The organism is Psychrobacter glaciei (assembly GCF_014652895.1).
GTDB lineage: Bacteria > Pseudomonadota > Gammaproteobacteria > Pseudomonadales > Moraxellaceae > Psychrobacter > Psychrobacter glaciei.
On record NZ_BMZR01000001.1, the window covers coordinates 631,882 to 657,722 of the forward strand.

Below are 25,841 nucleotides of genomic sequence, written 5' to 3' on the forward strand. Positions count from 1 at the left end.
TATGCCAAATAACGAGGGTATCAGTACTGACGATAGCCAGTATTAACTATCAATCCATCATTATTTTCAGAAAAAGTGCAGCAAAAATGCGCCACACTGCAAACTCAAACAATTATGCGCTAAAACAAATAGACTAGAAAAGCGGCATTGTGTAACCGGCATTGTGTGAGTCGTATCGTTTTTGGCGGATCGATGGATCTATTCAGTGGGTGATTATTTTAATAATTATTTCAGTGGTTATCTCAGTCGTTATAAAAAGAGCTGCTGTCTAAAAGTGACGGTTAATAAAGGTAGCAATAGACTTTTATCCTTATTTTTAAAATGAGGACACGCGCTAGTCGTAGATAACTTTCATCAATTCGTACTCGACCACACCTTTTGGCGTTTCGATACGTACTTCATCGCCTTCAAACTTACCGATCAGACCACGAGCAATCGGTGAGTTGACCGAAATCTTGCCCGCTTTAAAGTCGGCTTCATCATCACCAACGATTTTGTATTGCTTTTCTTCTTCGGTGTCCATGTTTTCAATGACCACGGTCACACCGAACACCACACGACCTTCTTGCGTTAACGTCGCTGGGTCGATGACTTGAGCACCGCCAAGCTTGGCTTCGATATCACGAATGCGGGCTTCACAAAATCCTTGCTGCTCGCGAGCGGCGTGATATTCAGCATTTTCTTTGAGATCGCCGTGTTCACGTGCTTCAGCAATAGAAGCGGTGATGCGTGGACGGTCGATGCTTTTTAACTGTTTCAATTCGGCTTCTAAAGCCGCGTGTCCTTGCGGAGTCATGGGATAACGTTGCATGTTTTTTCCTTAAACCAATAACACCACACCACCTCCTACTCCTAGTGAATAGTGAGATGGTGTTGGGATTATTGCAATGGGTATAAAATATAAAAGGGTGATGTTGAGCGTGTTTGACAAATACATTATCTGTCAATTATAAGTCATTAATTTCAATACCATACGCACTTAAGCTTACGTAATAAAAAGCATAGTCGCAGTTTAGCCACTATGCTTTTGGGTCTATCATGTTGCTTTTTGGTTCTACCATGTTGCTTTTTGGTTCTACCATGTCAAAGGTATCGTCTTTAAGCACTGTTGTCATGTTAAAACGATTAATCAGTCTCGAATAAGCGATTGAGTAAGCCTAACGGTTATGCTTAATCTACTGAAATTATTCAGCCACGTCAATAGTCTTTGCTTGCTCATGCAAATCTTGCAGTTTGTAAACTTCAAATGGCAAGTCAATCGCATAAGATTTACAAACCGCATCTGCCGCACCCAAGGTGGTGACATAGAATACTTTGCCCTGTAGCGCGCTACGGCGAATAGAGAATGAATCCTCTTGTGCCTGCTTACCTTCAGTCGTGTTGATGATAAGGTCGATCTTGCCATTTTTCAAGGCGTCAACGATATGCGGGCGACCTTCAGTGACTTTGTTAATTTGCTTGCACTCAATACCGGCGTCGCTCAATATCTTTTGCGTACCCGTGGTTGAGACGATGTTAAAACCAAAGCCTGCGAGCTGACGAGCGATAGGGGCGATTTGCGCTTTGTCGCTATCACGCACCGAGATAAAGACGGTTTTGGTTTCGCCTTCAGTCGGCAAGCCTGGCAAACGCTCATTACTACCGATGACCGCTTTGTAGAATGCTTCGCCAAAGGTTTTGCCCACACCCATGACTTCACCGGTTGATTTCATCTCAGGGCTCAAGATTGGATCAACACCAGGGAATTTAGCAAACGGGAATACCGCTTCTTTTACTGCAAAGAATGCCGGAACAATTTCAGTGGTAAATCCTTGGTCTTTTAGCGAGGTGCCAGCCATACAGCGAGCAGCAATCTGTGCTAACGACGTACCGATACATTTAGAGACAAACGGTACGGTACGGGCGGCACGTGGGTTTACTTCTAAGATATAAACCGTTTCGCCTTTTACCGCGAACTGTACGTTCATCAGACCGATGACGCCAAGCTCTTTTGCCATGGCAACCGTTTGCGCGCGCATGACATCGCATAACTCTTTAGATAATGAGTAAGGCGGTAGTGAACAGGCTGAGTCACCAGAGTGAACACCCGCTTGTTCGATATGCTGCATGATACCGCCAATCACCACATCGGTGCCGTCGCTGACACAGTCAACATCGACTTCGATGGCATCATCCAAAAAGCGATCGAGCAATACTGGCGCTTCGTTAGAGGCTTGTACCGCGGTACGCAAATAATGTCTGAGCTCATCTTCGTTGTAGACGATTTCCATCGCGCGACCACCAAGTACATATGATGGGCGTACAACTAATGGATAGCCAACGTCTTTTGCCTTGACCAAACCATCTTCTAAGCTCGTCGCCAAGGCATTGGTTGGTTGAATAAGATTCAGTTGCTGAATCATATGTTGGAAGCGTTCGCGGTCTTCTGCACGGTCAATCGCATCAGGGCTCGTACCAATAATTTTGACGCCAGCAGCTTCAAGAGCACGGGCCAATTTCAAAGGTGTTTGACCACCAAACTGTACGATAACACCATCAGGATTTTCGATACGGACAATTTCTAGCACGTCTTCTAAAGTGATTGGCTCGAAGTAGAGACGGTCAGAGGTGTCATAATCGGTTGAAACCGTTTCAGGGTTACAGTTGACCATGATGGTCTCGTAGCCGTCTTCGCGCATGGCAAGGGCTGCGTGCACACAGCAATAGTCAAACTCGATACCTTGACCGATACGGTTTGGACCACCACCGATGACCATGATTTTTTTGTTATTGGTTGGATTGGCTTCACATTCGCTGTCGTACGTTGAGTACATATAAGCGGTGCTGGTGGCAAATTCTGCCGCGCAGGTATCGACACGCTTATAGACTGGATAAACGTTTAAATCCCAACGCTTTTTGCGTAGCTGCTTTTGTGAGACACCCAGCAATTTAGCCAAACGTAAATCTGACAAACCTTTACGCTTAAAGCTGCGTAGGTTTTTCTCATTTAAGCCGCCAAAACCTAACGCTTTAACTTGCGCTTCGGTCTTCACGATGTCTTCGATTTGTACCAAGAACCATGGGTCGATTTTGGTTAAGTTAAAGACTTCATCGACGCTCATACCGATACGGAAAGCATCCGCAATGTAATAAATGCGTTCAGGCGTTGGAATGGTTAAGCGATTATGAATCTCGCTACGAGCTTTGTCAGTACTAAGGCTACCGTCTTTGATAGCGGCAAAGTCAATTTGCTCATCAAAACCATCATTGCCGGTTTCCATACCACGTAATGCTTTTTGCATCGATTCTTGGAAGTTACGACCAATCGCCATGACTTCACCAACCGACTTCATCTGCGTTGATAACACGCTATCGGCTTGTGGAAATTTCTCGAAGTTAAAACGTGGGATTTTGGTGACGACATAATCAAGCGCAGGCTCAAAGCTGGCTGGCGTTTTGCCACCCGTGATGTCGTTTTGCAATTCATCTAGTGTATAACCAACGGCCAATTTAGCCGCGATTTTGGCAATCGGGAAGCCAGTAGCTTTTGATGCCAATGCTGATGAACGTGATACGCGTGGGTTCATCTCGATGACGACCATGCGACCCGTATCAGGGTTGATACCGAACTGTACGTTTGAGCCGCCTGTTTCAACACCAATCTCACGTAGTACGGCTAATGAAGCATTACGCATGATTTGGTATTCTTTGTCCGTCAAGGTTTGTGCTGGCGCAACGGTGATTGAATCGCCTGTATGCACACCCATTGGGTCAAAGTTTTCGATGGCACAGATGATGATGCAGTTGTCGTTTTTGTCACGAACCACTTCCATCTCGTACTCTTTCCAACCGATTAATGACTCATCGATGAGCAATTGATGGTTAGGAGACAAGTCAAAACCGCGCTCGCAAATCTCGATGAACTCATCGCGGTTATAGGCGATACCGCCGCCTGAACCACCCATCGTGAATGAAGGACGAATGATACACGGATAGCCCATTTTTTCTTGAGTAGCAAAGGCCTCTTCCATCGTTTCAGCCGTTTCAGCGCGTGGGCACTCAAGGCCGATACGCTTCATGGCTTTATCAAACAAGTTGCGATCTTCTGCCATCTCGATCGAGTCTTTGGTCGCGCCAATCAACTCGCAGTCATACTTGGTCAATACGCCATGCTTATCAAGCTCCAATGCACAGTTTAAGGCAGTCTGTCCGCCCATCGTTGGCAAAATAGCATCAGGACGCTCTTTGGCGATGATTTGCTCAACCGTTTGCCAAGTAATTGGCTCAATATAGGTGGCATCCGCCATGGCAGGGTCAGTCATGATGGTCGCAGGGTTTGAGTTGACCAGGATGACGCGGTAACCTTCTTCTTTTAGTGCTTTACACGCCTGCGCGCCTGAGTAGTCAAACTCACATGCTTGGCCGATGACGATAGGGCCTGCGCCAATGATAAGAATGCTTTTTATGTCGGTACGTTTTGGCATAATTAGGGCTACCTTCGTTTAAGTGATGTTTTAATGGAGGTGTACATAATGGTTTTATATGCTGCCGCTTGAACCATTATTAATGATCCAAGAATTCAGGCAGCTTGCTTATCTTTTTTTTCAGTAATGGCTTAAGCTTTAGCAGTTGCCATCATATCTGCAAACTTATCAAATAATGGCGCGCAGTCATGCGGACCAGGGCTGGCTTCTGGGTGACCTTGGAAACTAAACACTGGCTTGTTGGTCAGCTCAATACCTTGGTTAGTACCATCGAACAATGAGCGATGGGTAGATTTAACGTTATCCGGTAGCGTGTCTTCATCAACCGCAAAACCATGGTTTTGACTGGTAATCATAACCGTGCCAGTTGCCAAGTCTTGTACTGGATGGTTAGCGCCATGATGACCTGTTTTCATCTTGATGGTGTTTGCACCGCTGGCAAGTCCAACCAGCTGATGACCTAAGCAGATGCCAAACGTTGGAATATTGGTTTGTTCAATAATGTGACGTACCGCATCGATGGCATAATCACAAGCAGCAGGGTCACCAGGACCGTTCGATAAGAAGATACCGTCTGGATTTATCGCCAACACATCTGCGATAGGCGTTTGTGCTGGTACAACGGTCACATGGCAGCCGCGATCAACCAGCATACGTAGGATATTGGTTTTGGTACCAAAGTCATAAGCGACCACATTGAATTTGTGCTCAACGTGCGTGTTTAATTGCTTAAAGAAACCACCTGTACCACTATCGTGACTACCAACAGCATCACGGTTAAGTAGGGTATCTGATAAGTCCCATGAACCCGCTGTCCATTCGAAGTTCTCTTTAGTGCAGCATTCTTTTGCCAAGTCCATGCCTTCGATACCAGCAAATGCTTGCGCTAGTTTAATGGCTTGCTGCTCGTCATCTGTGCTGATAGTCTCGCCGTTAGAGGCGGTCATGATACAGCCGTTTTGAGCGCCTTTATCACGTAGTAGACGAGTCAATTGACGGGTATCAATCTCAGCGATAGCGACGGTATCATGACTCTGTAAATAGTCGCTTAATGACTCTGAGTTACGAAAATTTGAAGTAACCATCGTGGCATCACGGATAATAAGACCATCTGCCCATACTTTGTGACCATTGCCAGACTCTGTGTCCTCGCTATTGGTACCAGTATTGCCAATGTGCGGATAGGTGAGGGTGACCAGCTGACGCGCATAACTTGGGTCAGTTAGGATTTCTTGATACCCTGTCATGGCTGTATTAAAAACCACCTCACCGACACGATGACCGAGACTGCCGATACTGATACCACGAAAAATCGTACCGTCTGCTAATGCCAAAATTGCTTGTATTTCTGCCGATGAATTCAAGGGTTGCCTCCGCTATTATTGGTGAGTGCCATCATGTTTTGCTGGTCGAAATATTGCTCCGTATCCCTTTATTTACGGTATCTGACTATTGCCATATAAAGGTAATAAAAGGGCGATACACAAAATTTTTCCACAAAAAAGCGAGAAGACATTATTGATGAAAACTACAAAACCCACTAGATAGTGAATAGGTAACTTGCATCATGTCCGCTCGCTTAGGCACAGATTTTGCGTATTATATACAAAATAGGGTGCTATGGCTAGCCGATTCCTTGGATTAATAGTCATTATATAGGCAATAACAATAAATCAGAAAATAGCCTAAGTAGCCATAAGTTATTTCTTCTTTTATCAAATTCGAAATCAAGCGTCCATTAATAGCGCTGGATTTTAGCAGTGGGCTTTGCCACAATGGACAGCGCAGCGATAAACCCAATTTTTATAACTATAATGAAGATGACAAGGAATCGTTATGATTTATCAATATTTAGACAAAACCCCTAAGTTTGCAGTGCCATTCAACGGTTGGGTGGCAGACTCAGCACAAGTGATCGGTGATGTATATTTGGGGCATAAAGCCAGCGTTTGGTTTGGTGCAGTGATACGCGGCGACGTTGGTCACATTCATATTGGTGATTATAGCAATGTGCAAGAAAACAGCGTGATTCATACTGATTTAGGTATCGCAGCCAACATTGGCGATTATGTCACTGTTGGTCACCTAGCCATGCTACATGGTTGCGAGATCGGTGATAACAGTTTGATTGGCATTGGTGCTGTGATACTTAATAATGCCAAAATTGGCAAAAACTGTCTCATTGGGGCCAAAGCCTTGATTACTGAAGGTCAGATTATTCCAGACAATTCACTGGTGATGGGCGCGCCTGCAAAAGTCGTCAAGACGCTGACCGATGAGCAAGCCGCCATGCTAAAAATGTCAGCACACCACTATGCTGAACTCTGTGAGACTTATAAGGAAGGTCTAACTGAAATAGCGATGCCGGATTAACGGGATAGGATAGTGCTGGTTCGATTTGAGCCGTGATTTAATTGACGGTCTTATTAGGGCGTGTCCTAAACTATTTATATTTTTTCTTCAGTTCTTGGTATTTTTTAGCAAACAACGATAAGGTCTCACCATGCAGGCAAATCCAGCACAAAACCAACCAAAGCCACAAAAACAACTGGCACTATTTGATCTAGATCACACACTACTCGATGTCGACAGCGACTATCTATGGGGTGAGTATATCGTCAATAATGGACTGGTAGATGAGGCGCAATATCGCACGGCTAACCAAGCATTTTATGAACAGTATATCGAAGGTACGCTAGATGCCACAGAATACAATGAATTTGTCGCGCAATTTTTGACCACATTGCCATTGGCGCGGTTGCATGAGCTGCGTGAAGACTATATCAAAAGCGAAATCGAGCCGCATATTCGTCCAAAAGCGATGGAAGTATTGTGTCAGCATATTGAGCAAGGGCACGATGTGGTCATTATCTCTGCGACCAATGATTTCGTGGTCTCTGCCATTGCCAAACGTTTCGGTATTGAAGGTGCCAATGTGTTATCGACCCCGCTCGAAATAAAAAACGAACGCTATACTGGTAAATTAACAGACCAGCCTAACTTTAAAGAAGGTAAGATTTACCATCTTAATAAATGGCTTGATAAGCAAAAATCAGTAGGCGTGAGCTTTGATAAAACCTATGCCTACTCAGACTCTAAAAACGACATTCCGTTGCTCGAATGGGCAGATGTGGCGATTTGTGTGTCACCTGATGATGCCCTACATGCACATGCGTTAGCGCATCGCTGGGCAGTGGAAGACTGGTCAATTTAGGCAACCTAAAGCGCGTTAACGTAGAGGCAATCATAATTAGCCAAGCGTTTAGCATCAATCTCATTTAAAATAGCGGCAGATTCGTTAGACACTTATTTAAAAAAACAGGAATATTTATGGAAATCAATCCGTATCAAGAACAAATTAAAGATTTATCAGAGCGTGGGCAGGATTTGCGGAGGTATCTTTGACTTCGATGGCAAGCAAGAACGCTTAGAAGAGGTCAATTTAGAATTAGAAAACCCCGATATTTGGAACGATCCAGAGCGTGCGACCAAAATTAATAAAGAAAAAAGTCATCTTGATGGGGTCATCGATGTCGTCGTTTCGCTTGAGACCACATTAGAAGATGCGTCTGCGATGCTAGAGCTGGCGGTAGAAGCAGAAGATGAGTCGTTGCTTGCTGACGTGCAAAGCGAGCTGGATAATGCTGAAAAACGCGTTGCTGATTTAGAGTTCCGCCGGATGTTCAGCGGTGAGATGGATCCGAATAACTGCTACCTAGATATCCAGTCAGGCAGTGGCGGTACCGAAGCACAAGATTGGGCAGAGATGCTGCTGCGTATGTATACGCGCTGGGCGGAAGCGCATGGCTTCAAGGTTGACGTTATAGAAGTATCATCAGGTAGCGTCGCGGGTATTAAGTCAGCAACGATTGAGATTAAAGGTGACTATGCCTTTGGTTGGTTGCGTACCGAAATCGGCGTGCATCGCTTGGTACGTAAGTCACCATTTGATAGTAACAATGGTCGCCATACCTCATTTGCTGCCGTTTTTGTCTCGCCTGAAATTGATGATAATATCGAAATTGACATCAATCCAGCGGATTTGCGTATCGATACTTATCGTTCATCGGGCGCAGGTGGTCAGCATGTGAACACGACTGACTCTGCGGTGCGTATTACGCATGAGCCAAGTGGCGTGGTAGTGACTTGTCAGAACGAGCGTAGCCAACATGGTAACAAAGCCACCGCGATGAAAATGCTACGTGCTAAGCTCTATGAGCTAGAGATGCAAAAGCGTATGGAATCCCAGCAAGCGGTTGAAGATGGCAAGTCCGACGTCGGTTGGGGCAGTCAAATCCGCTCTTATGTGCTCGATGACTCGCGTATTAAAGATTTGCGTACTGGCGTCGAAACCTTTAACACCGGTGCGGTACTAGACGGCGACCTTGATCAGTTTATTGAAGCAAGTCTAAAAGCGGGACTATAAAGAGCGTTTTAAAATATTAATCAATATTTAATTAAGGAAAATTATGCCAAGCGTTAATAATTATTTTGATGATAAAGTAACTTCTATTGCTTTTCAGACAGCGACTAAGCCTGCGACTGTCGGCGTCATGTCTATTGGTGAATATGAATTTGGCACCAGCGAATTTGAGACCATGAGTGTGGTCAGCGGTGCACTAACCGTCAAGCTACCAGAGAGTGACGAGTGGCAAACCTTTAATGCTGGCGAGCAATTTACCGTTGAAGCCAATCAGAAGTTCCAAGTAAAAGTAGAAGTCGAAACCGCTTATTTGTGTGTGTATGGTAAATAATAGTCTCTAAGTTTTAGTCTTATCAGAACAATCAACGCCAAGTATTTTATACTTGGCGTTTTTTTGTGAGTATTTTTTGAGAGAAGTTTAGCCATTTTTAGACTATTTAGATGACCATTTAAATGACTATTAAGTGAATTGAAGACACGTCCTAATCAAGATTATAAGTTTTTACGGTATTGCACCATGTCCGTTTGGGTGGCGATTGCGTCATAGAGTTTACGCGCTGCAATGTTGCCTTCTTGAGTGCTCCAATAGACACGGTTGCAGTCTTTCTTATTGGCAAAGTCATAGATCTGTTCAATCAATGTGCGTCCTACGCCTTGCCCGCGAACAGATTCATTAACGTACAAGTCCTCCAAGTAGCAACATTCGGTACTATTCCAAGTATTGGGATGCAGCACCACATGGGTAATACCTACCAGCGTATCATCCTGCCATGCCCCAAATCCATAAATAGGTACATTGTTATCTAGCAAATTGCGCCATGTTGTATCAGTCGTGCTCATTGGCAAATGAGTTTCATAAAATGTTAGATAGCGTTGCCACAACACTAACCAAAGGTCGTAATTTGCATTAGATAATGGCGTGATTTTTATAGAAGGATTTTCCATAGGTTTTTACTCAGTTTTATTGATGGACATATGTTTAATTATAACTCAGTAAATCGTAATTGATAAGATTTTTATGGTGCAGTTTTTACACAGGATTACACTTTGTCTGTGTCAAATAAACAGCAAAAATAATCGCAGTTAATTATGCTAAAAAAATTACTTTTCAAAGGTGTAGGACTCTATGACTAAGGCAGGCGAGCAAACAATGATAAGAGATGTACGCCATGATTATGAGTATCTTGCCAGCCGCGCTAATCTGCGTTATGTGAGTGACGATGAACCAGGTTATGCGCGCAGACGTTGGGGTCGTGGTTTTACTTACCGTGATGCAACGGGCGAAACGGTCAAAGATAAAGCGCTGCGCCAGCGTTTTGATGCGCTGGTGATACCGCCAATGTGGTCAGAGGTTTGGATCTGCCAAGATGAAAAAGGCCATCTACAATCGACAGGACGAGATGAAAAATCCCGTAAGCAGTATTTGTATCATCCGTCATGGAATAACATTCGTGATCAAGCCAAATTCGATGCGATGATAGGCTTCGCAGAGGCGTTACCCAATCTACGAGCACAGGTCGAAAAAGACTTAGAGGCAGAATCATTGTCACGTACCAATGTGCTCGCCGCAGTGGTTAAGTTACTTGAGACCACCTTGATTCGTATTGGCAATAGTCGCTATGCCAAGCAAAATAAAAGTTATGGGCTGAGTACGCTACGTAGTAAGCATGTCAGTGAAACAGACACTGGATTGGCGTTTGATTTTGTCGGAAAAAGCGCAAAGGAGCATCATATTGAGCTGCAAGACGAGCGTTTGATAGATATTGTGCAGGCCTGTTCTGAGCTACCGGGCTATCAGATATTCAAATACTTAGATGACGATGGACATAAGCAAGTCGTCGACAGTAGCGATATCAATGACTACTTACGCATGCATACGTGCGGCATGGACTGCGAAAGCAAGCTATATAGTGCAAAGGATTTTCGCACATGGATGGCAAGTGTGCTCGCGGCAAGCTACCTACATGACGAGCTACAAACGATAGCAGGCGCTAGTATACTTGCAAGTGCACCAGAAAGCGCTGAGCGACAGCAATTAGTCACTGATATGGTAAAAAGCGTGGCAGCAGAGTTGGGCAACACGCCGACCGTATGCCGTGCCTCGTATATTCATCCCATTATCATTGAACGTTTTTTGGCAGGGCAGTTTTTTGAGTCTTACAAACAAGCCCGCCGTGGACGGACGAAAAAATATCAAAGTTGTGAAGAGAAAGCCTTACTAGGATTCTTGAGCGCTGACGTTTAAGTGTACCCTTTTAAATATAGGCGTTTAGGAATTTATGTTTAAGTGCTGATACTCCAGTACTGATGTTTTAATCAATGGTTCAAGAATGGCTGTCATACATGACTATCGTAGTTTTCTCTGCTTATCTATAACTCATTAATAATAATGAGTTATAGATAATTTTTATCTGCATAAAATAAAAATGATACGTTATGTATTGAAATAAGTATAAAAATGCGTTACTAATAGAGTCTGATAAATACGAACATATTAAACGGTCTATAGGATGTGGCCGTTTTACAATCATAAACACCATTTTACCCGTTACCTGCTATTGCTAAAGGATTAGCTTATGAACACCGCCTCTCAAACCGCTACGATCGCTGATACAGACGCCTCAGTTACGCCAAAAAACTATACCGATTATTATAATAACTTCGACATGAATACACTGCTGTCAGAAATCTTTGGCGAGCATGTAGATGATCGTTTAAATGCCTATATGGCCTGCTGTGGTCGTCATGTACGTGATGGCCGCGCTGACAATGCCGCGCTAGTACACGAAGATACTACAGGCAATATAACGCGCATGAGCTTTGGTGAGCTTGATAAAGCGAGCGCTCAAATTGCTAACTTACTACAGTCGTATGGCGTAAAAGCGGGTGATAAAGTGGCGACTATGCTACCACGTACGCCTGAGCTGCTCACTGTGGTATTGGCAACATGGCGCATCGGAGCCGTATATCAGCCGTTATTTACCGCCTTTGGTTATGATTCGATCAAATATCGGATGGACAAGGCCGACACCAAGGTTGTATTTACCAATTTAGATAACCGTAGCAAATTTGAAGATTTGGCGGAGCAAACCAAAATGGTATTGGTTGGCAATGTAGCGGATGCTCAGACATGGGGTGATGATCACTATAGCCAGTCTATGGAAGCACAGTCGCAAACGATAGAGCCAGTCACGCTAGATACGGATGCACCATTTTTGCAGATGTTTACCTCAGGCACGGTTGGTAAATCAAAAGGTGTGAGCGTCCCGTTAGCAGCGTTACCTGCCTTTTACTTGTATATGCGTTATGCCATTGATCTATGTGAAGATGATCATTATTGGAACATGGCGGATCCAGGCTGGGCGTACGGTCTATACTACGCAATCACAGGGCCTCTATTACTTGGCGTTACTACGTATTTTAATGAAGCGGGCTTTGATGCTGCCAATACACGTGATTTTATGGTGCGCCATCAGATCACCAATTTGGCCTCTTCACCAACCGCCTTCCGAATGATGAAATCCAGCGGCATTTTCGACAATGTTGATGAAGACGCTCATAAGGATACCAATGCCAAGTTATCTCTACGCTGTGCCAACTCAGCAGGGGAAACGCTCAATACCGAAGTCGTAAGCTGGGTAGAAACCTATCTGACGTGTCAAGTGAAAGACCAATATGGGCAAACAGAGACAGGCATGACGTGCTGTGCTCATCATGCACTGGCGCATGAGTGTCCAGTTGGCTCTATGGGTATGGCACTGCCAGGGCATACGCTCGTCGTATTAGATGATGATATGAATGTACTGCCCGATGGCGAGCAAGGGCAATTAGCCGTTGTGGTCAGTCAGTCACCCGCGTTTTATTTCCAAGGGTACAGCTGGAATGAGAAGCAAGCCTTTGCAGATGATTATTACTTAACAGGCGATGTGGTTGAGCGTCATAGTGACGGTAGCTATTGGTTCTCAGGACGTGATGATGACATCATTATTACCGCAGGTTATCGTGTAGGGCCTACTGATGTCGAAAATACCGTATTAGAGCATGAAGCGGTTGCAGAATCAGCAGCAGTTGGCGTGCCAGATGAAGTGCGTGGACATACAATCAAGTCTTATGTGGTGTTAAAAGATGGCATTGAAGGCTCTGAAGAAATCGCTCAGCAAATTAAAGATTTGGTGCGCAAGCGTCTATCGACTCATGCTTATCCGCGTGAGGTCGAGTTCGTGAGCGAACTACCAAAAACCCCAAGTGGTAAGATTCAACGCTTTTTGCTGCGCAGTCTATCTGCCGGATAAGGGCGTTTTGCAATATATAGTATTAGGGCGCGTCATCAATTAGCATATGAATACATTTAGTGGTCTTAAAATGACTAAATTTAGCCAAACATCGTCAGAAATCTTGTCAATATGTTCATATTTACGGCAATTCCTTCCTTGTTTGGCTGCAATTTTCCTCATTTTAAGCCTCACAATCTAAATGATGACACGCCCTAGATAGCATTTCGTTAAAATAGAGATTTTTTATGGTGAAGCTATTTAACATAAGCTGATTAACAATGAAAATATCAAATATCAAATAATAAATAGTTAAGGAACATTCATGCAAATTCAAAAAAACAGCTTTTTGGTCACAGGTGGTGCATCAGGTTTAGGCGAAGCGGTAGTTCGTGCGTTAGTTGCTCAAGGTGGCAACGTTATCATTGCTGACTTGAATGAATCAGCTGGGCAAGCACTGGTCAACGAGCTGGGAGATAACGCACGTTTTGTACGTTGTGATGTCACAAGTGGTGATGAGGTGCAAGCGGCTGTTGCTGTTGCTGAAGAAGCGTTCGGCGGTCTCCACGGCTCGATCAATTGCGCAGGTATCGCTGTCGTACAAAAGCTGCTAGATCGCGAAAACAATCCAGCAGATCTTGAGGCTTTTAGCCGCGGGGTTAATATTAATCTGGTCGGTTCATTTAACGTAGCGCGCTTAGTCGCGTCTAGTATTGCCAAAAGAGTGGCTAATGCCAATAACGTAGAAAAGAATATAGATCAAGGTATTATTATTAATACTGCGTCTATTGCGGCCTTTGACGGGCAAATGGGGCAGGCAAGTTATGCATCGTCCAAAGCTGGCGTCGTCGGTATGATGTTGCCACTGGCTCGTGAGCTGGCACGTCACGGCATTCGAGTGATGACTATTGCACCCGGTATTTTTGCCACACCAATGATGGATTCGATTCCCGAAAAGGCGCGTGAGCAATTAGAGTCTGGCGTGCCTTATCCTAAACGTTTGGGTGATCCTAATGAATTTGCCAAACTGGTCACCCATATTATTGATAATGCCTACCTAAATGGTGAAGTCATTCGTCTCGATGGTGCCATTCGTATGGTCTAATGATATTAGGGTCTGTTGAACATTCAAATGTGGTACTGGCAGTGGCTATTTTTTAGACAATACGCAGTGAAATTTTTGACGCCTAGTCATTCTAGGTTAGACAATTTCGCCATGTATTGGCAAAAAATAGTCCCGCCCCGAAGGGCTGATGCTAAAATCACCCCAAACGTTGTTATAAACCTAGCTAAGGTCTCGACATTATCGTCGGTTTACGCCTAGTTTGATGCGATTTTAGCGATCAGCAGTCCTAATATTTGAATGTTCAACAGACCCTAGTTTCTTATAAAAAAATAAGATTTTTGCGATATGATTCACGAAGTTTTCACAAAAATTGGCATGGTGCTTTGATATATTATGACTCACTGTTATTGAGCGTTGGTTATAAGGATTAAAGCCTATGTCATTTTTTCTTCCACATGCTAGCAAGCGTGCAAATTGGCTACTGATTGCAATAGGAATTAGCCTTGCTGCTATTATTAGCACTAGTGCCATTGCTGCGGTTAAGCATATTGTAGAAAAAAAGCAACCCATTGCTAATAACGTTATTATCGATAAAGTCTTTGTCGATAAATCTGAACGCCGTTTGCAATTATTGAGTGGCGATGATGTAATTCGTACTTATCATATTGCATTGGGCGACAGTCCGATAGGACACAAGCAGCAACAAGGCGATGAACGTACACCCATAGGCAACTATACTTTAGATTATAAAAATGAAAACTCTATTGCCCATCGCTCCATTCATATTAGTTATCCAAATGCGGCTGATAAAGCGCAAGCCAAATCACTTGGTGTCAATCCGGGCGGTGATATTATGATTCATGGTCAGATGAATGGCTTTGGTCATTTAGCATGGCTCAATCAAAAACGCGACTGGACAGATGGTTGTATCGCCGTGACCGATGATGAGATGGATGAAATCATGGCTGCAGTCAAGGTAGGTACTACGATTGAAATCGTAGAGTAGAGCGATTGAATTTTCGATGACACGGCCTAATTTTATATCAATCAGATAGGGTGTCAGACTCGCTTATTCTATTCTTTGTCGTACTTTTACTTGCCTTCTGCTCGCTTTTTTATAGTACTGTTTCCCCCTTCATACCTTTTAAACCCCTCTTAAAAATATACTTAAATGATATTAATCAATAGTCAATGCTAAATATCATTGCTTATAGTAAGGTTTTATTCGATAATTGGCTTGAAATAAGAACATATATACCTTATATAAATGACAGATAACAGTAGTCGCTAGACTATAAAGCATCTGCTGTAAATACTAATTATAAAAGGATGTGAATATGAGATTTGAGAAATTTACCCAAAAACTGCAATCCGCTATTCAAGAAGCACAAAGCCTAGCCCTAGGTCGCGATCATACAGGTATCGATCCTGTGCATCTGCTTGCCATATTGCTGCAAGATGAATCTAATTTGTCTATCTGCCAACAAGCAGGTGCGTCTATTCCAGCGTTAAAGAACGGTGTCGCAAAGGCATTGGACAATCAAGCGACCATTTCGGAGCCGACAGGTGACGTTAACTTAAACCCAAATTCAGTCAAAATCTTGAACTTGGCCGATCGGCAAGCGCAAAAAGAAGGCGACGATTTCATCGCCACTGAATGGGTGATGTTGGCGCTCGCTGAGCAGGGCGAAACTAAAAAGATATTTGAAAGTGCTGGCGTAACAGCAAACAAATTAAAAGTCGTGATTGAGCAGCTACGCGGTGATGATACGGTGAATAACCAAAACGCAGAAGATCAGCGTGATGCACTCAATAAATATACGATTAATCTGACTGAACAAGCAGAGCTTGGCAAGCTAGATCCAGTTATCGGTCGTGATGAAGAGATTCGCCGTACCATTCAGGTGCTGTCACGCCGTACTAAAAATAACCCTGTGCTTATCGGTGAGCCGGGTGTCGGTAAGACGGCTATCGTCGAAGGCTTAGCGCAAAAAATTATTAATGGTGATGTGCCAGAAGGTCTACGTCGCAAAGAAGTGCTGTCGTTAGACTTAGGCGCGCTAATCGCTGGCGCAAAATTCCGCGGTGAGTTTGAAGAGCGCCTCAAAAGCGTATTGAGCGATTTGGCCAAGCAAGAAGGCAACGTCATCTTATTTATTGATGAGCTGCATACCATGGTCGGTGCAGGTAAATCTGAAGGGGCGATGGACGCAGGCAACATGCTAAAACCAGCATTGGCACGTGGTGAGCTACACTGCGTCGGAGCGACGACATTGGATGAGTATCGCAAGTACATCGAAAAAGATGCCGCGCTTGAGCGTCGTTTTCAAAAAGTGTTGGTCGATGAGCCAACGGTTGAAGACACTATTGCGATTTTGCGAGGTCTTAAAGAGCGTTACGAGCTGCATCACGGGGTTGATATTCAAGACAGCGCCATTATTGCTGCTGCGCGGATGAGTCACCGTTATATTACTGATCGCAAGTTGCCAGATAAGGCGATTGACTTAATCGACGAAGCCGCGAGTCGCTTGCGGATGGAGATGGACAGCAAGCCTGAATCGTTAGGTAAGCTTGATAGCCGTTTGATTCAGCTAAAAATGCAGCGTGAAGTGCTCAAAAACGAAGAAGATGCAGGTGCGCAAGCAGAGCGTAAAGCACTCAATGCGCAAATTGAAGAGCTAGAAAAAGAGTACGCTGATCTCAATGAAATTTGGCAAGCAGAAAAAGCACTGGTCAAAGGCAGTCAGCAGCTAAAAGACGAGCTGGATAAAGCCCGTATTGCGTATGACAAAGCCAGTCGTGAAGGCGATTATGAGACCATGAGCAAGCTGCAATACGAAACCATTCCGCAGCTAGAGCGCCGTATCACTGAGTCTGACTTGGCAGAACAAAAAGAGCAGATAGGCGAAGGTAGTGGGGTAAAACTGCTACGTAATAAAGTCACAGACAACGAGATTGCAGAAGTGGTTGCGGCTGCGACGGGTATCCCAGTCAACAAAATGATGCAGGGCGAGCGTGAAAAAATGCTGGCAATGGAAGAGAAACTCCATGAGCGCGTCATCGGTCAAGATGAAGCAGTTGAAGCGGTAGCCAATGCGGTACGCCGTAGCCGAGCTGGCTTGTCTGATCCGAATCGTCCTTCAGGCTCGTTCTTATTCCTTGGACCTACGGGTGTCGGTAAGACTGAGCTGACCAAGTCATTGGCGAACTTCTTGTTTGACAGTGAAGACTCGATAGTGCGCATCGACATGAGTGAATACATGGAAAAACACAGTGTCAGTCGATTGGTTGGTGCGCCTCCAGGCTATGTGGGTTATGAGGAAGGCGGTGCGTTGACTGAAGCTGTTCGCCGTAAGCCTTATAGTGTGATTTTGTTTGATGAAGTAGAAAAAGCGCATCCTGATGTGTTCAATATCTTGCTACAAGTATTGGATGATGGTCGTTTGACGGATTCACAAGGTCGTGTGGTGGATTTCAAAAATACCGTGATTATTATGACCAGCAACTTGGGTTCGCATAAAATACAAGAAATGGTCGGTGAAAGCTACGAGGATATCAAAGCGGAGGTTATGGACTCAGTTGGTCAGCATTTCCGCCCAGAGTTCGTCAACCGTATCGATGAGATTGTGGTCTTCCATCCGCTTGGTATGTCACAAATGGCAGGTATTGCTACTATCCAACTGGATCGTTTGCGTCAGCGCTTGCATGAGCGTGAGATGGATATCGAGCTATCAGCGGATGCGATGAACAAGTTGGTCGCGGTCGGTTATGATCCTGTGTATGGTGCGCGTCCGCTCAAACGTGCCATTCAGCAAGAGATTGAAAATCCACTGTCATTGAAGTTATTATCTGGTGATTTTGTCGCTGGTGATATCATCAAAGTCGATGTTGGCTCTGATGACAAGCTGACCTTTGATAAGCTAAGAATGAGCTAATCAATTTAGCATTGAAGTTTTTATGAGCTAACTATACTCTCAAAATCAACCCCTTATCTGCGAGCGTAGATAAGGGGCTTTTGCGTTTAGGGGCGCGTTTTGCGCTACTATTCTTTTACTATTTAAATATCAGGACTATGCTATAAATAAGTGACTAGGGTTTGTTGAACATTCAAATATTAGGACTGCTGATCGCTAAAATTGCCCCAAACCTTTTATCAAATCAGGCGTAAACCGACGATAATGTCGAGACCTTAGCTAGGTTTGCAACAACATTTGGGGTGATTTTAGCATCAGCCTTTCAGGGCAGGACTATTTTTTGCCAATACATGGCGAAATTGTCTAACCTAGAACGACTATGCATCAAAAATTTCACTGCGTATTGTCTAAAAAATAGCCACTGCCAGTTCCATGTTTGAATGTTCAACAGACCCTAATAATATAAGTGCAAATTGGATAAAGAGGAAAAATGATGACAACCAATATTGAACGTCTAGGCAAACCTTTGACATTGCCGTTAATCATCGCAGCTTTATTGTTCAGCACCTCGGCTTGCTCCAAGCCTTCATCGGTAGATACCAGCCCCGATGCGGCAGAATCTAAAGAGACGCAAACCTCTGAAGCCGATGTAAAAGTTAGTGATGCTCAAGTCAGCGTAGACAAGCCTGACTTTTCTACGGCCGAGATTGCAACCTTTGATGAGCCTTGGGCTATGGCTGCATTACCAAGTACAGATAGCAAATCTCCTAGATTGCTGGTGACACAAAAAACAGGCGAGCTGTTTATTGTAGATACCGCGACGGGTGCCAAAACGAGGGTCGAGGGTGTTCCCGAAGTCGCTTATGGTGGCCAAGGTGGATTGGGAGACATCATAGTAGCACCAGATTTCGCTACTTCTAATACAGTGTATCTCAGCTATGTGGAAGCAGACACGGGAGGTGACAGCAATACATTTGGTGCCAAAGTCATCAAGGCAACGCTCTTAGGACTAGAGACAGATACGCCAATGTTACAAGTCATTGCGCCAATCTGGGAGCAATCTCCAAAAGTAAAAGGGCAAGGACACTATAGCCATCGATTGCTGTTTTCACCTGATGGACGCTATCTATATATTAGCTCAGGCGAGCGTCAAGAAAAAACCCCAGCACAAGATATGAGTGTCAACTTGGGTAAAATTATACGCCTAAATGCTGACGGCTCTATCCCAGCAGACAATCCATTTTTGGACAATACGAATGACATCGCCAAGCAGTTTTGGACGATAGGTCATCGTAATGTGCTTGGCATGACATTTGATGACAGTGGACAGCTTTGGGCACATGAAATGGGGCCAAGAGGCGGCGATGAATTCAATCTCATCGAAAAAGGTAATAATTATGGCTGGCCAGTTGTGTCCAATGGACGCAATTACTCAGGTATTGATATCCCTGATCATGACACCAAGCCTGAGTTTGCTGCACCCAAAATTACTTGGACGCCAGTCATATCTCCATCTTCCATCAGCATATACGCGGCGGGTAGTCATAATGACTTTCCTAGTTGGCAAGGCAATGCGCTGATTAGTGGCTTATCTTCTAAGGCACTTATCGTAGTCAGCTTCAATGAAGGCAACACCGCTGCTGAACGCTATCGCTACGATATGGGCGAACGTATCCGCAGTGTGCTGGCAGTAGATGGGCAAGTGTGGGCATTGGAAGATGGTAATGGGGGGCAATTACTTAGACTACTGCCTAAGTAATATCGTAATAAAACCAATTTTGATTTTATATTTATGTAGTTATTCTAAAAAAAATTGTTAAGTCTTTTAGAGTAAATTGAAGGTTTTATCAAGTTTTATTTTGTAATTGATTGATAGTTAAGGCCTATTTTGTTAAGGTAATGTTCCTTGAATTTTGAGACTTGCACATGGAAGAAGTAAAAGTAGGCAGATTAGGACCTTTTCCACGGGTGAGTAAACCTGTGTTTATAACATCGACGTTGTTAATTGTCGGATTTATTATTTTTGGCGCTTTGTTTACGGAAACAGCAGGGGCGCTTTTTAGTTTTTTACAAAATTTTATTACTGACAAGTTCGGTTGGTTATTTATTATCCTAGTCAATACAGCGCTTGCCCTCTGTATTTACTTAGCAATGAGTCGCTATGGTGATATTCGGCTAGGCAATCAAACGGAGCGACCACAATACAATCTGTTTTCGTGGATTGGTATGTTGTTTTCTGCAGGTATTGGTATTGGTCTAGTCTACTGGGGTACAGCGGAGCCGTTGTATCACTTTATGGCACCACCAATGGGCGAGGCCGAAACGGTAGCAGCTGCAAAGCAAGCGATGAATATCTCATTTATGCATTGGGGATTACACGCTTGGGCCATTTATACGATTGTGGCGCTGTCTTTAGCCTATTTCCATTTCCGTCGTGGCTTGCCATTATCGATTCGATCAACCTTATATCCTTTGCTCGGCAAAAGAATTTACGGCCGATGGGGACATACTGTCGATATCTTGGCCGTGTTTGGTACGATGTTTGGTGTGGTCACCTCGCTCGGGCTTGGGGTGATGCAGATCAATTCTGGACTCGAAAAGCTGTTTGGTACGCCTAACAGTCTTACGGTTCAGTTTGGCTTGATCGCTTTCATTACAGCGCTTGCAGCGGCTTCGGTCTTGATGGGTCTAGATAAAGGTATTAAGCGACTTAGTGATATCAATATTGGTTTCACCATCGTCTTATTGGCGTTTATGGTTATTTTAGGGCCGACACTTTTCATTTTTGATAGCTTTATTGAAAACATCGGCAACTATCTGACAGTGATTGTTCCTTTAGGTACGTGGGGCGAGTCTTATAGTGGAACGGATTGGCAGAGTGGTTGGACGATATTTTATTGGGCATGGTGGGTTAGCTGGGCACCATTTGTTGGTATCTTTATTGCCCGTATCTCTCGTGGTCGTACGATTAGAGAGTTTGTACTTGGTGTACTACTCATTCCTATGATGATTTTGTTTTTCTGGTTTACGACCTTTGGTGGCGTTGCTGTTCACATGGAGCTTGCCTCTGCTGTGTCTGGTATCAGTCCAGGATTGGTTGAAGCGGTACAAGCAGATACTGGTAGTGCAATCTTTAAATTGGTTGAGTACTATCCATTGGCAAAACCAATTACGCTACTGATTGTAGTGATGATTATGCTGTGGTTCGTAACCTCATCAGACTCAGCCAGTTTTGTCATTGACATGTTGACTGCTGGTGGCGATACCAATCCACCAAAAATACAGCGCTTGTTTTGGGCAACCACAGAAGGCGTTATCGCAGCTATCTTGCTAGCGGCTGGTGGACTGTCTGCCTTACAAGCGGCGGCTATCGTAGCAGGACTACCATTTGCCTTAGTGATATTCGTCATGATGTATGCATTGTTACGTGGTCTTAGTCGCGATCGCTTGATTCTATATCGAGCGCAGCAGCAGTTCATCACGGATGAATCAGCAGACCATAATTCAGCGAACGAATTCGTTGATGAGCATTTGCTAAAAGGGCCACCCAAGATAGTGAAAGGTGACTAATAAGTAAAATAGTCATTTGAGCTGTTTTAATAGGAGCCCTAATTTATTCGTAAATTGGGGCTTCTTTATTGGATAAAGATATTTAAATTTATTCAGTATAAATTCGAATTGTTGAAAATTATTACCGAAGTGTTACTACCATTTCTATACATTTGGCAGTGTTTACAAAGCGTTATATTTGATAATTCGTTCATACCTTGGTATGGTTACGCACTTTTTTTGGGGATATACTTATGGATCATGTAAAAGTTGGCCGATTAGGCCCTTTTCCGCGGGTAAGTAAACCTGTATTTTTGACTTCAGCGATTTTGATACTTGCCTTCATTATCTTTGGGGCATTATTCAACGAACAAGCAGAAGTGGTATTTAACCAAGCAAAAGCATTTGTCTCTTTACGCTTTGGCTGGTTCTTTATTGTGGTGGTCAATTTAACGTTAGTCATGAGTATTTATATGATATTTAGCCGCTATGGCGATATCAGGCTTGGTCATCAGAATGAGAGACCAGAGTACAATCTGGTTTCTTGGATTGGTATGCTGTTTTCAGCAGGTATCGGTATTGGACTGCTTTATTGGGGCACAGCCGAGCCGCTGTATCATTTCATGGCTCCACCATTAGGAGAGGCGGAAACAGTCGCCGCTGCTAAGCAGGCGATGAACATCTCGTTCCTGCATTATGGTCTACATGTATGGGCGCTCTATGGCATGGTCGCGCTATCCTTGGCTTATTTTCATTATCGAGTAGGGTTACCATTGGCTATCCGCTCCACCTTGTATCCAATATTGGGTAAAAAAATCTACGGTGGTTGGGGTCATACGGTCGATACGCTTGCCGTATTTGGTACGATGTTTGGGGTAGTGACCACGTTAGGTCTTGGTGTTTTACAGATTAACTCTGGTCTTGAGACACTGTTTGGTGTGCCCAATAATATTACGGTGCAGATTATTTTGATCGGCTTTATCACTATGCTAGCAGGGTTATCCTTGTTCATGGGACTAGATAAAGGCATTAAGCGTCTTAGTGATACCAATATATTCTTCACGGTGATATTGCTCAGCTTTGTGATTATCTTCGGGCCTACTCAGTTCATCTTTAATAGTTTTGTAGAAAATATCGGCAACTATTTGCATGAAATTGTGCCACTAGGTCTTTGGACAGAGTCTTATAGTGGAGAGGAAAACTGGCAATCCTCATGGACGATTTTTTATTGGGCATGGTGGATTAGTTGGTCACCATTTGTTGGGGTGTTTGTTGCCCGTATCTCTCGAGGTCGCACCATCCGTGAGTTCATATTAGGGGTTTTATTAATTCCTATCACGATTCTATTCTTGTGGTTTACCGCCTTTGGTGGTTCTGCGGTGAATATGGAGCTGATGGCAGCGGCAGATCCTAACCTTGTCAGTCCGGGTCTTATCGAAGCCGTTAAAGCAGATACCGGTAGTGCTATCTTTAAGTTAATGGAGTCTTATCCACTAACAGAGGCGGTCAACCTACTCATTGTAGTCATGATTGTACTGTGGTTTGTGACCTCATCAGATTCAGCCAGTTTTGTTATTGATATGCTGACCTCAGGTGGCGATACCAATCCACCAAAGATTCAACGTTTATTTTGGGCAGGTGCTGAAGGCGTTATCGCCGCTGTATTATTGGCAGCAGGTGGTTTAAGTGCACTGCAAGCGGCCTCTATTGTTTCGGGCTTTCCTTTTGCTATTGTGATCGTTGTGATGATGTATTCATTGCTACGTGGATTGAGCCGAGATCGTTTGATACTGTATCGTAATCAGCAATGGTTCACGACTGAGGAGTCAGCAGAGCACAATTCTGCTAATGAATTCCGTGATGAAGACCTACTTACAGGTCCACCAAAAATCGTAGACTCTAATGATTAACACGCTTTAGATATTTGCTAAAAATCCCAGCCTTGTGCTGGGATTTTTTATGCCGATGTATTTTTATATTTTCGATGAGTGGAAAGCCATCATCTGCATTCATCTTTTACGTAAACGATTGCTTCAGTGCTACCCAGTTAAAGTATAGTCAGTGAAAAGTAATATCGATACATCAGCAGTATCGTAGCGTTTTTGAGGTACTTTGACTATAGTTTAAAGTGAGCGCAAGGCAATTGAGCATAGGTAGATTAATGATAGACAACGCACGCAAATAAAAATAGCGCACTCAGGTCATGAGTACGCTATTAGTTGTTCAGTCAGATATAAGCCAAATTTATACTGAGCTTAGTATGCGCCTTCGCTATAGATAAGCTCGTAGCTATGGCTGTATATCTCGACGATGTTGCCGAACGGGTCTTCCATATAAATCATGCGATATGGCTTTTCACCAGGGTAATAGTAGCGTGGTTTTTCCATACGCTTTTTACCGCCTGCTGCAACCATACGCTCAGCCAACTCTTCAACATTTGGATCTTGAACACAGAAATGGAAGATACCAGTTTTCCAGTACTCAAAATTGTTTTCAGGGTCTTCTTGATTTTTGAATTCAAAAATCTCAACACCGATACGGTCACCAGTAGATAGGTGCGCAATACGGAAGCTACCCCAACCAGAACCGAATACTTCAGTACACATTTCACCAATCGGACTGTCATCTTCAACAATCTCAGTTGGCTCCATGATGGTGTACCAACCCATCACTTCAGTATAGAATTTTACGGCAGCGTCCAAATCAGGTACTGAAAGACCGATGTGCGAAAAGCTTCTTGGATAAACGTTGTTCATAGCTTGTGCTCCTGTTTGCTGTACTCTTGTTTAACGTGAGGCCAGTATACAAACGCACAGTCATTATGTAAAATTATCAAATATTATATAAATAAGTATGAAATGTAATGATGAATATCACATGGTTGCGTACTTTCTGTACGCTCGCGGAAGTTGGTCACTTTACGCGTACGGCTGAACGTCTGTATATGACGCAGTCTGGTGTGAGCCAGCACATACGTAAGCTAGAAGAGCAGTTGGATATGAATTTACTGATTCGACAAGGAAAGCAATTCTCATTGACCAATGCAGGTGAGCAGCTCTATAAGGAGGCAGGAGATATATTGCAGCGCTTATCCAATCTGGAGCAGCGAATTGGCGAGGATCCACCTTATGAAGGATTGGTACGGTTGATGTCACCGGGAAGTGTCGGACTTAAGCTATACCCAAAGCTGTTGACGTTACAGCAGCAGCATCCAAAATTGGTGATTGATTATCGCTTTGCACCCAATTCTGATATCGAGCGAGCACTTGCCAATCACGAGATTGATATTGGTTTTATGACGGATATCTCAGATGATGAGACAGTCAGTTGCCAGCCTATGGCGCAAGAAGCGTTGATACTGGTGACACCAGCGAGCACGGTAGAGCCGAGCTGGGAGCAGCTCACTGAGCTTGGCTTTATCGATCATCCAGACGGTTCACATCATGCAGGCATGCTACTGACTGCCAATTATGAGCAATTCCAGCATATCAATGACTTTGATAAAAAAGGCTTTTCTAATCAAATTGGTCTAATTTTAGAGCCGGTCAGTAAGGGAATTGGCTTTACTGTTTTACCAGCGCATGCGGTGGCAGCTTATCCAAAGCCTGAGCTTATCAACAGTCATTATCTGCCAGTTGCCGTTAGCGAGACGCTATACCTTGCGTTAAGACGGCAGCATGCGCTCTCTAACAGAGTGTATACAGTCATTGAGGAAGTAAAAAAATGGCTATAAAGGCATGACAGGCGTATACAAATTTTCTTAGGCAAAATATATAAATACGGGAATAAGGATTTTACTAAGCTATTTTATCAAACCAAGCCTTGCTGCTTTGAGCAGTCATAGAATCGAAGCTCACATAAATCCCTTGGTCACCCAAAGTGGCATACCAATGATCATCGTTGCTACCAGTTAGCAACTGGAAGTACTTATTGTTAACGATTCTACCTACAGTATAAACTTCGCCTTCTAAATAAAAGTCATTACCTTGTGTGCAGAGTAATTTATCGTCAGTGCTTATCATATAGTTCTATCTCATTTATAAAAAGATAAAATGATAATACCAACTTAATTAGTAATAATAAAGAGGCTTTAATAAGGAGTATCTTATTGTTAAGTATATGTTTTTTAGCTTATTTGTTTCTGAAAAATATCAT

General features: G+C 43.7%; 19 protein-coding genes. 13 read left to right on the forward strand and 6 right to left on the reverse strand.

Annotated features, from left to right (window positions below; translation table 11 throughout):
• Positions 1-334: 334 nt before the first annotated feature.
• The 3 genes from greA to carA form a co-directional block, all read right to left on the reverse strand.
• Entirely contained in the window at positions 335-811 is a 477-nt protein-coding gene (greA, locus tag IE130_RS02670; RefSeq protein ID WP_189581294.1) for a transcription elongation factor GreA, read from the reverse strand.
• A gap of 373 nt (positions 812-1,184) precedes the next feature.
• Positions 1,185-4,463: a carbamoyl-phosphate synthase large subunit gene (gene carB, locus IE130_RS02675; protein WP_189581309.1), complete on the reverse strand. Its 3,279-nt coding sequence runs from the start codon at positions 4,461-4,463 to the stop codon at positions 1,185-1,187.
• Between the two features lie 131 nt (positions 4,464-4,594).
• Entirely contained in the window at positions 4,595-5,827 is a 1,233-nt protein-coding gene (gene carA / locus IE130_RS02680; RefSeq protein WP_189581325.1) for a glutamine-hydrolyzing carbamoyl-phosphate synthase small subunit, read from the reverse strand.
• A 472-nt stretch (positions 5,828-6,299) separates the two neighbouring features.
• On the opposite strand from carA, the gene IE130_RS02685 reads away from it, so the two are divergent.
• From IE130_RS02685 to ppnP, 4 genes are all read left to right on the forward strand, one after another.
• Positions 6,300-6,836: a gamma carbonic anhydrase family protein gene (locus IE130_RS02685; protein WP_189581328.1), complete on the forward strand. Its 537-nt coding sequence runs from the start codon at positions 6,300-6,302 to the stop codon at positions 6,834-6,836.
• Between the two features lie 130 nt (positions 6,837-6,966).
• Positions 6,967-7,677 (forward strand): HAD family hydrolase, encoded by a 711-nt coding sequence (locus IE130_RS02690; RefSeq protein WP_189581330.1) that lies wholly within the window; start codon positions 6,967-6,969, stop codon positions 7,675-7,677.
• A gap of 116 nt (positions 7,678-7,793) precedes the next feature.
• A protein-coding gene (gene prfB, locus IE130_RS02695) for a peptide chain release factor 2 (protein WP_141629700.1) occupies positions 7,794-8,889 on the forward strand; the annotation gives its coding sequence in 2 pieces (ribosomal slippage) (positions 7,794-7,865 and positions 7,867-8,889; 1,095 coding nt in all).
• A 43-nt stretch (positions 8,890-8,932) separates the two neighbouring features.
• Positions 8,933-9,217, forward strand: a complete 285-nt coding sequence (gene ppnP / locus IE130_RS02700) for a pyrimidine/purine nucleoside phosphorylase (protein ID WP_189581333.1) — start codon at positions 8,933-8,935, stop codon at positions 9,215-9,217.
• A 161-nt stretch (positions 9,218-9,378) separates the two neighbouring features.
• On the opposite strand, the gene IE130_RS02705 is transcribed toward ppnP, so the two are convergent.
• Entirely contained in the window at positions 9,379-9,831 is a 453-nt protein-coding gene (locus IE130_RS02705) for a GNAT family N-acetyltransferase (protein ID WP_189581335.1), read from the reverse strand.
• Between the two features lie 181 nt (positions 9,832-10,012).
• On the opposite strand from IE130_RS02705, the gene IE130_RS02710 reads away from it, so the two are divergent.
• From IE130_RS02710 to IE130_RS02745, 8 genes are all read left to right on the forward strand, one after another.
• On the forward strand, positions 10,013-11,131 hold the full coding sequence (locus IE130_RS02710; protein WP_189581338.1) for a DNA topoisomerase IB: 1,119 nt from the start codon (positions 10,013-10,015) through the stop codon (positions 11,129-11,131).
• A gap of 331 nt (positions 11,132-11,462) precedes the next feature.
• Positions 11,463-13,178, forward strand: coding sequence for an AMP-binding protein (locus IE130_RS02715; protein ID WP_189581341.1), 1,716 nt, complete (start codon positions 11,463-11,465; stop codon positions 13,176-13,178).
• Positions 13,179-13,482: 304 nt separating this feature from the next.
• Positions 13,483-14,262, forward strand: a complete 780-nt coding sequence (locus tag IE130_RS02720) for an SDR family NAD(P)-dependent oxidoreductase (RefSeq protein WP_189581344.1) — start codon at positions 13,483-13,485, stop codon at positions 14,260-14,262.
• Between the two features lie 397 nt (positions 14,263-14,659).
• Entirely contained in the window at positions 14,660-15,229 is a 570-nt protein-coding gene (locus IE130_RS02725) for a L,D-transpeptidase family protein (RefSeq protein ID WP_189581347.1), read from the forward strand.
• A gap of 331 nt (positions 15,230-15,560) precedes the next feature.
• On the forward strand, positions 15,561-18,158 hold the full coding sequence (gene clpB / locus IE130_RS02730; protein ID WP_189581350.1) for an ATP-dependent chaperone ClpB: 2,598 nt from the start codon (positions 15,561-15,563) through the stop codon (positions 18,156-18,158).
• A gap of 472 nt (positions 18,159-18,630) precedes the next feature.
• Entirely contained in the window at positions 18,631-19,896 is a 1,266-nt protein-coding gene (locus tag IE130_RS02735) for a PQQ-dependent sugar dehydrogenase (RefSeq protein ID WP_189582512.1), read from the forward strand.
• A gap of 167 nt (positions 19,897-20,063) precedes the next feature.
• Positions 20,064-21,707 carry a BCCT family transporter gene (locus tag IE130_RS02740; protein ID WP_189581353.1) on the forward strand — a complete coding sequence of 548 codons (1,644 nt, stop codon included), beginning with the start codon at positions 20,064-20,066 and terminating at the stop codon, positions 21,705-21,707.
• Positions 21,708-21,940: 233 nt separating this feature from the next.
• Positions 21,941-23,596: a BCCT family transporter gene (locus IE130_RS02745; protein ID WP_010198721.1), complete on the forward strand. Its 1,656-nt coding sequence runs from the start codon at positions 21,941-21,943 to the stop codon at positions 23,594-23,596.
• 345 nt (positions 23,597-23,941) lie between these two features.
• Here the strand turns inward: IE130_RS02745 and IE130_RS02750 are convergent, their stop codons facing one another.
• A complete protein-coding gene (locus IE130_RS02750; RefSeq protein WP_110923075.1) occupies positions 23,942-24,442 on the reverse strand; it encodes a lactoylglutathione lyase family protein in 501 nt (166 codons plus the stop codon).
• A 107-nt stretch (positions 24,443-24,549) separates the two neighbouring features.
• Here IE130_RS02750 and IE130_RS02755 point away from each other — a divergent pair, with 107 nt between their 5' ends.
• The gene (locus IE130_RS02755; RefSeq protein ID WP_189581356.1) at positions 24,550-25,419 is read left to right on the forward strand and encodes a LysR family transcriptional regulator; all 870 of its coding nucleotides are present in this window, start codon (positions 24,550-24,552) and stop codon (positions 25,417-25,419) included.
• Between the two features lie 64 nt (positions 25,420-25,483).
• On the opposite strand, the gene IE130_RS02760 is transcribed toward IE130_RS02755, so the two are convergent.
• Complete coding sequence (locus IE130_RS02760) at positions 25,484-25,708, reverse strand: hypothetical protein (RefSeq protein ID WP_189581359.1); 225 nt, start codon at positions 25,706-25,708, stop codon at positions 25,484-25,486.
• Positions 25,709-25,841: the final 133 nt, after the last annotated feature.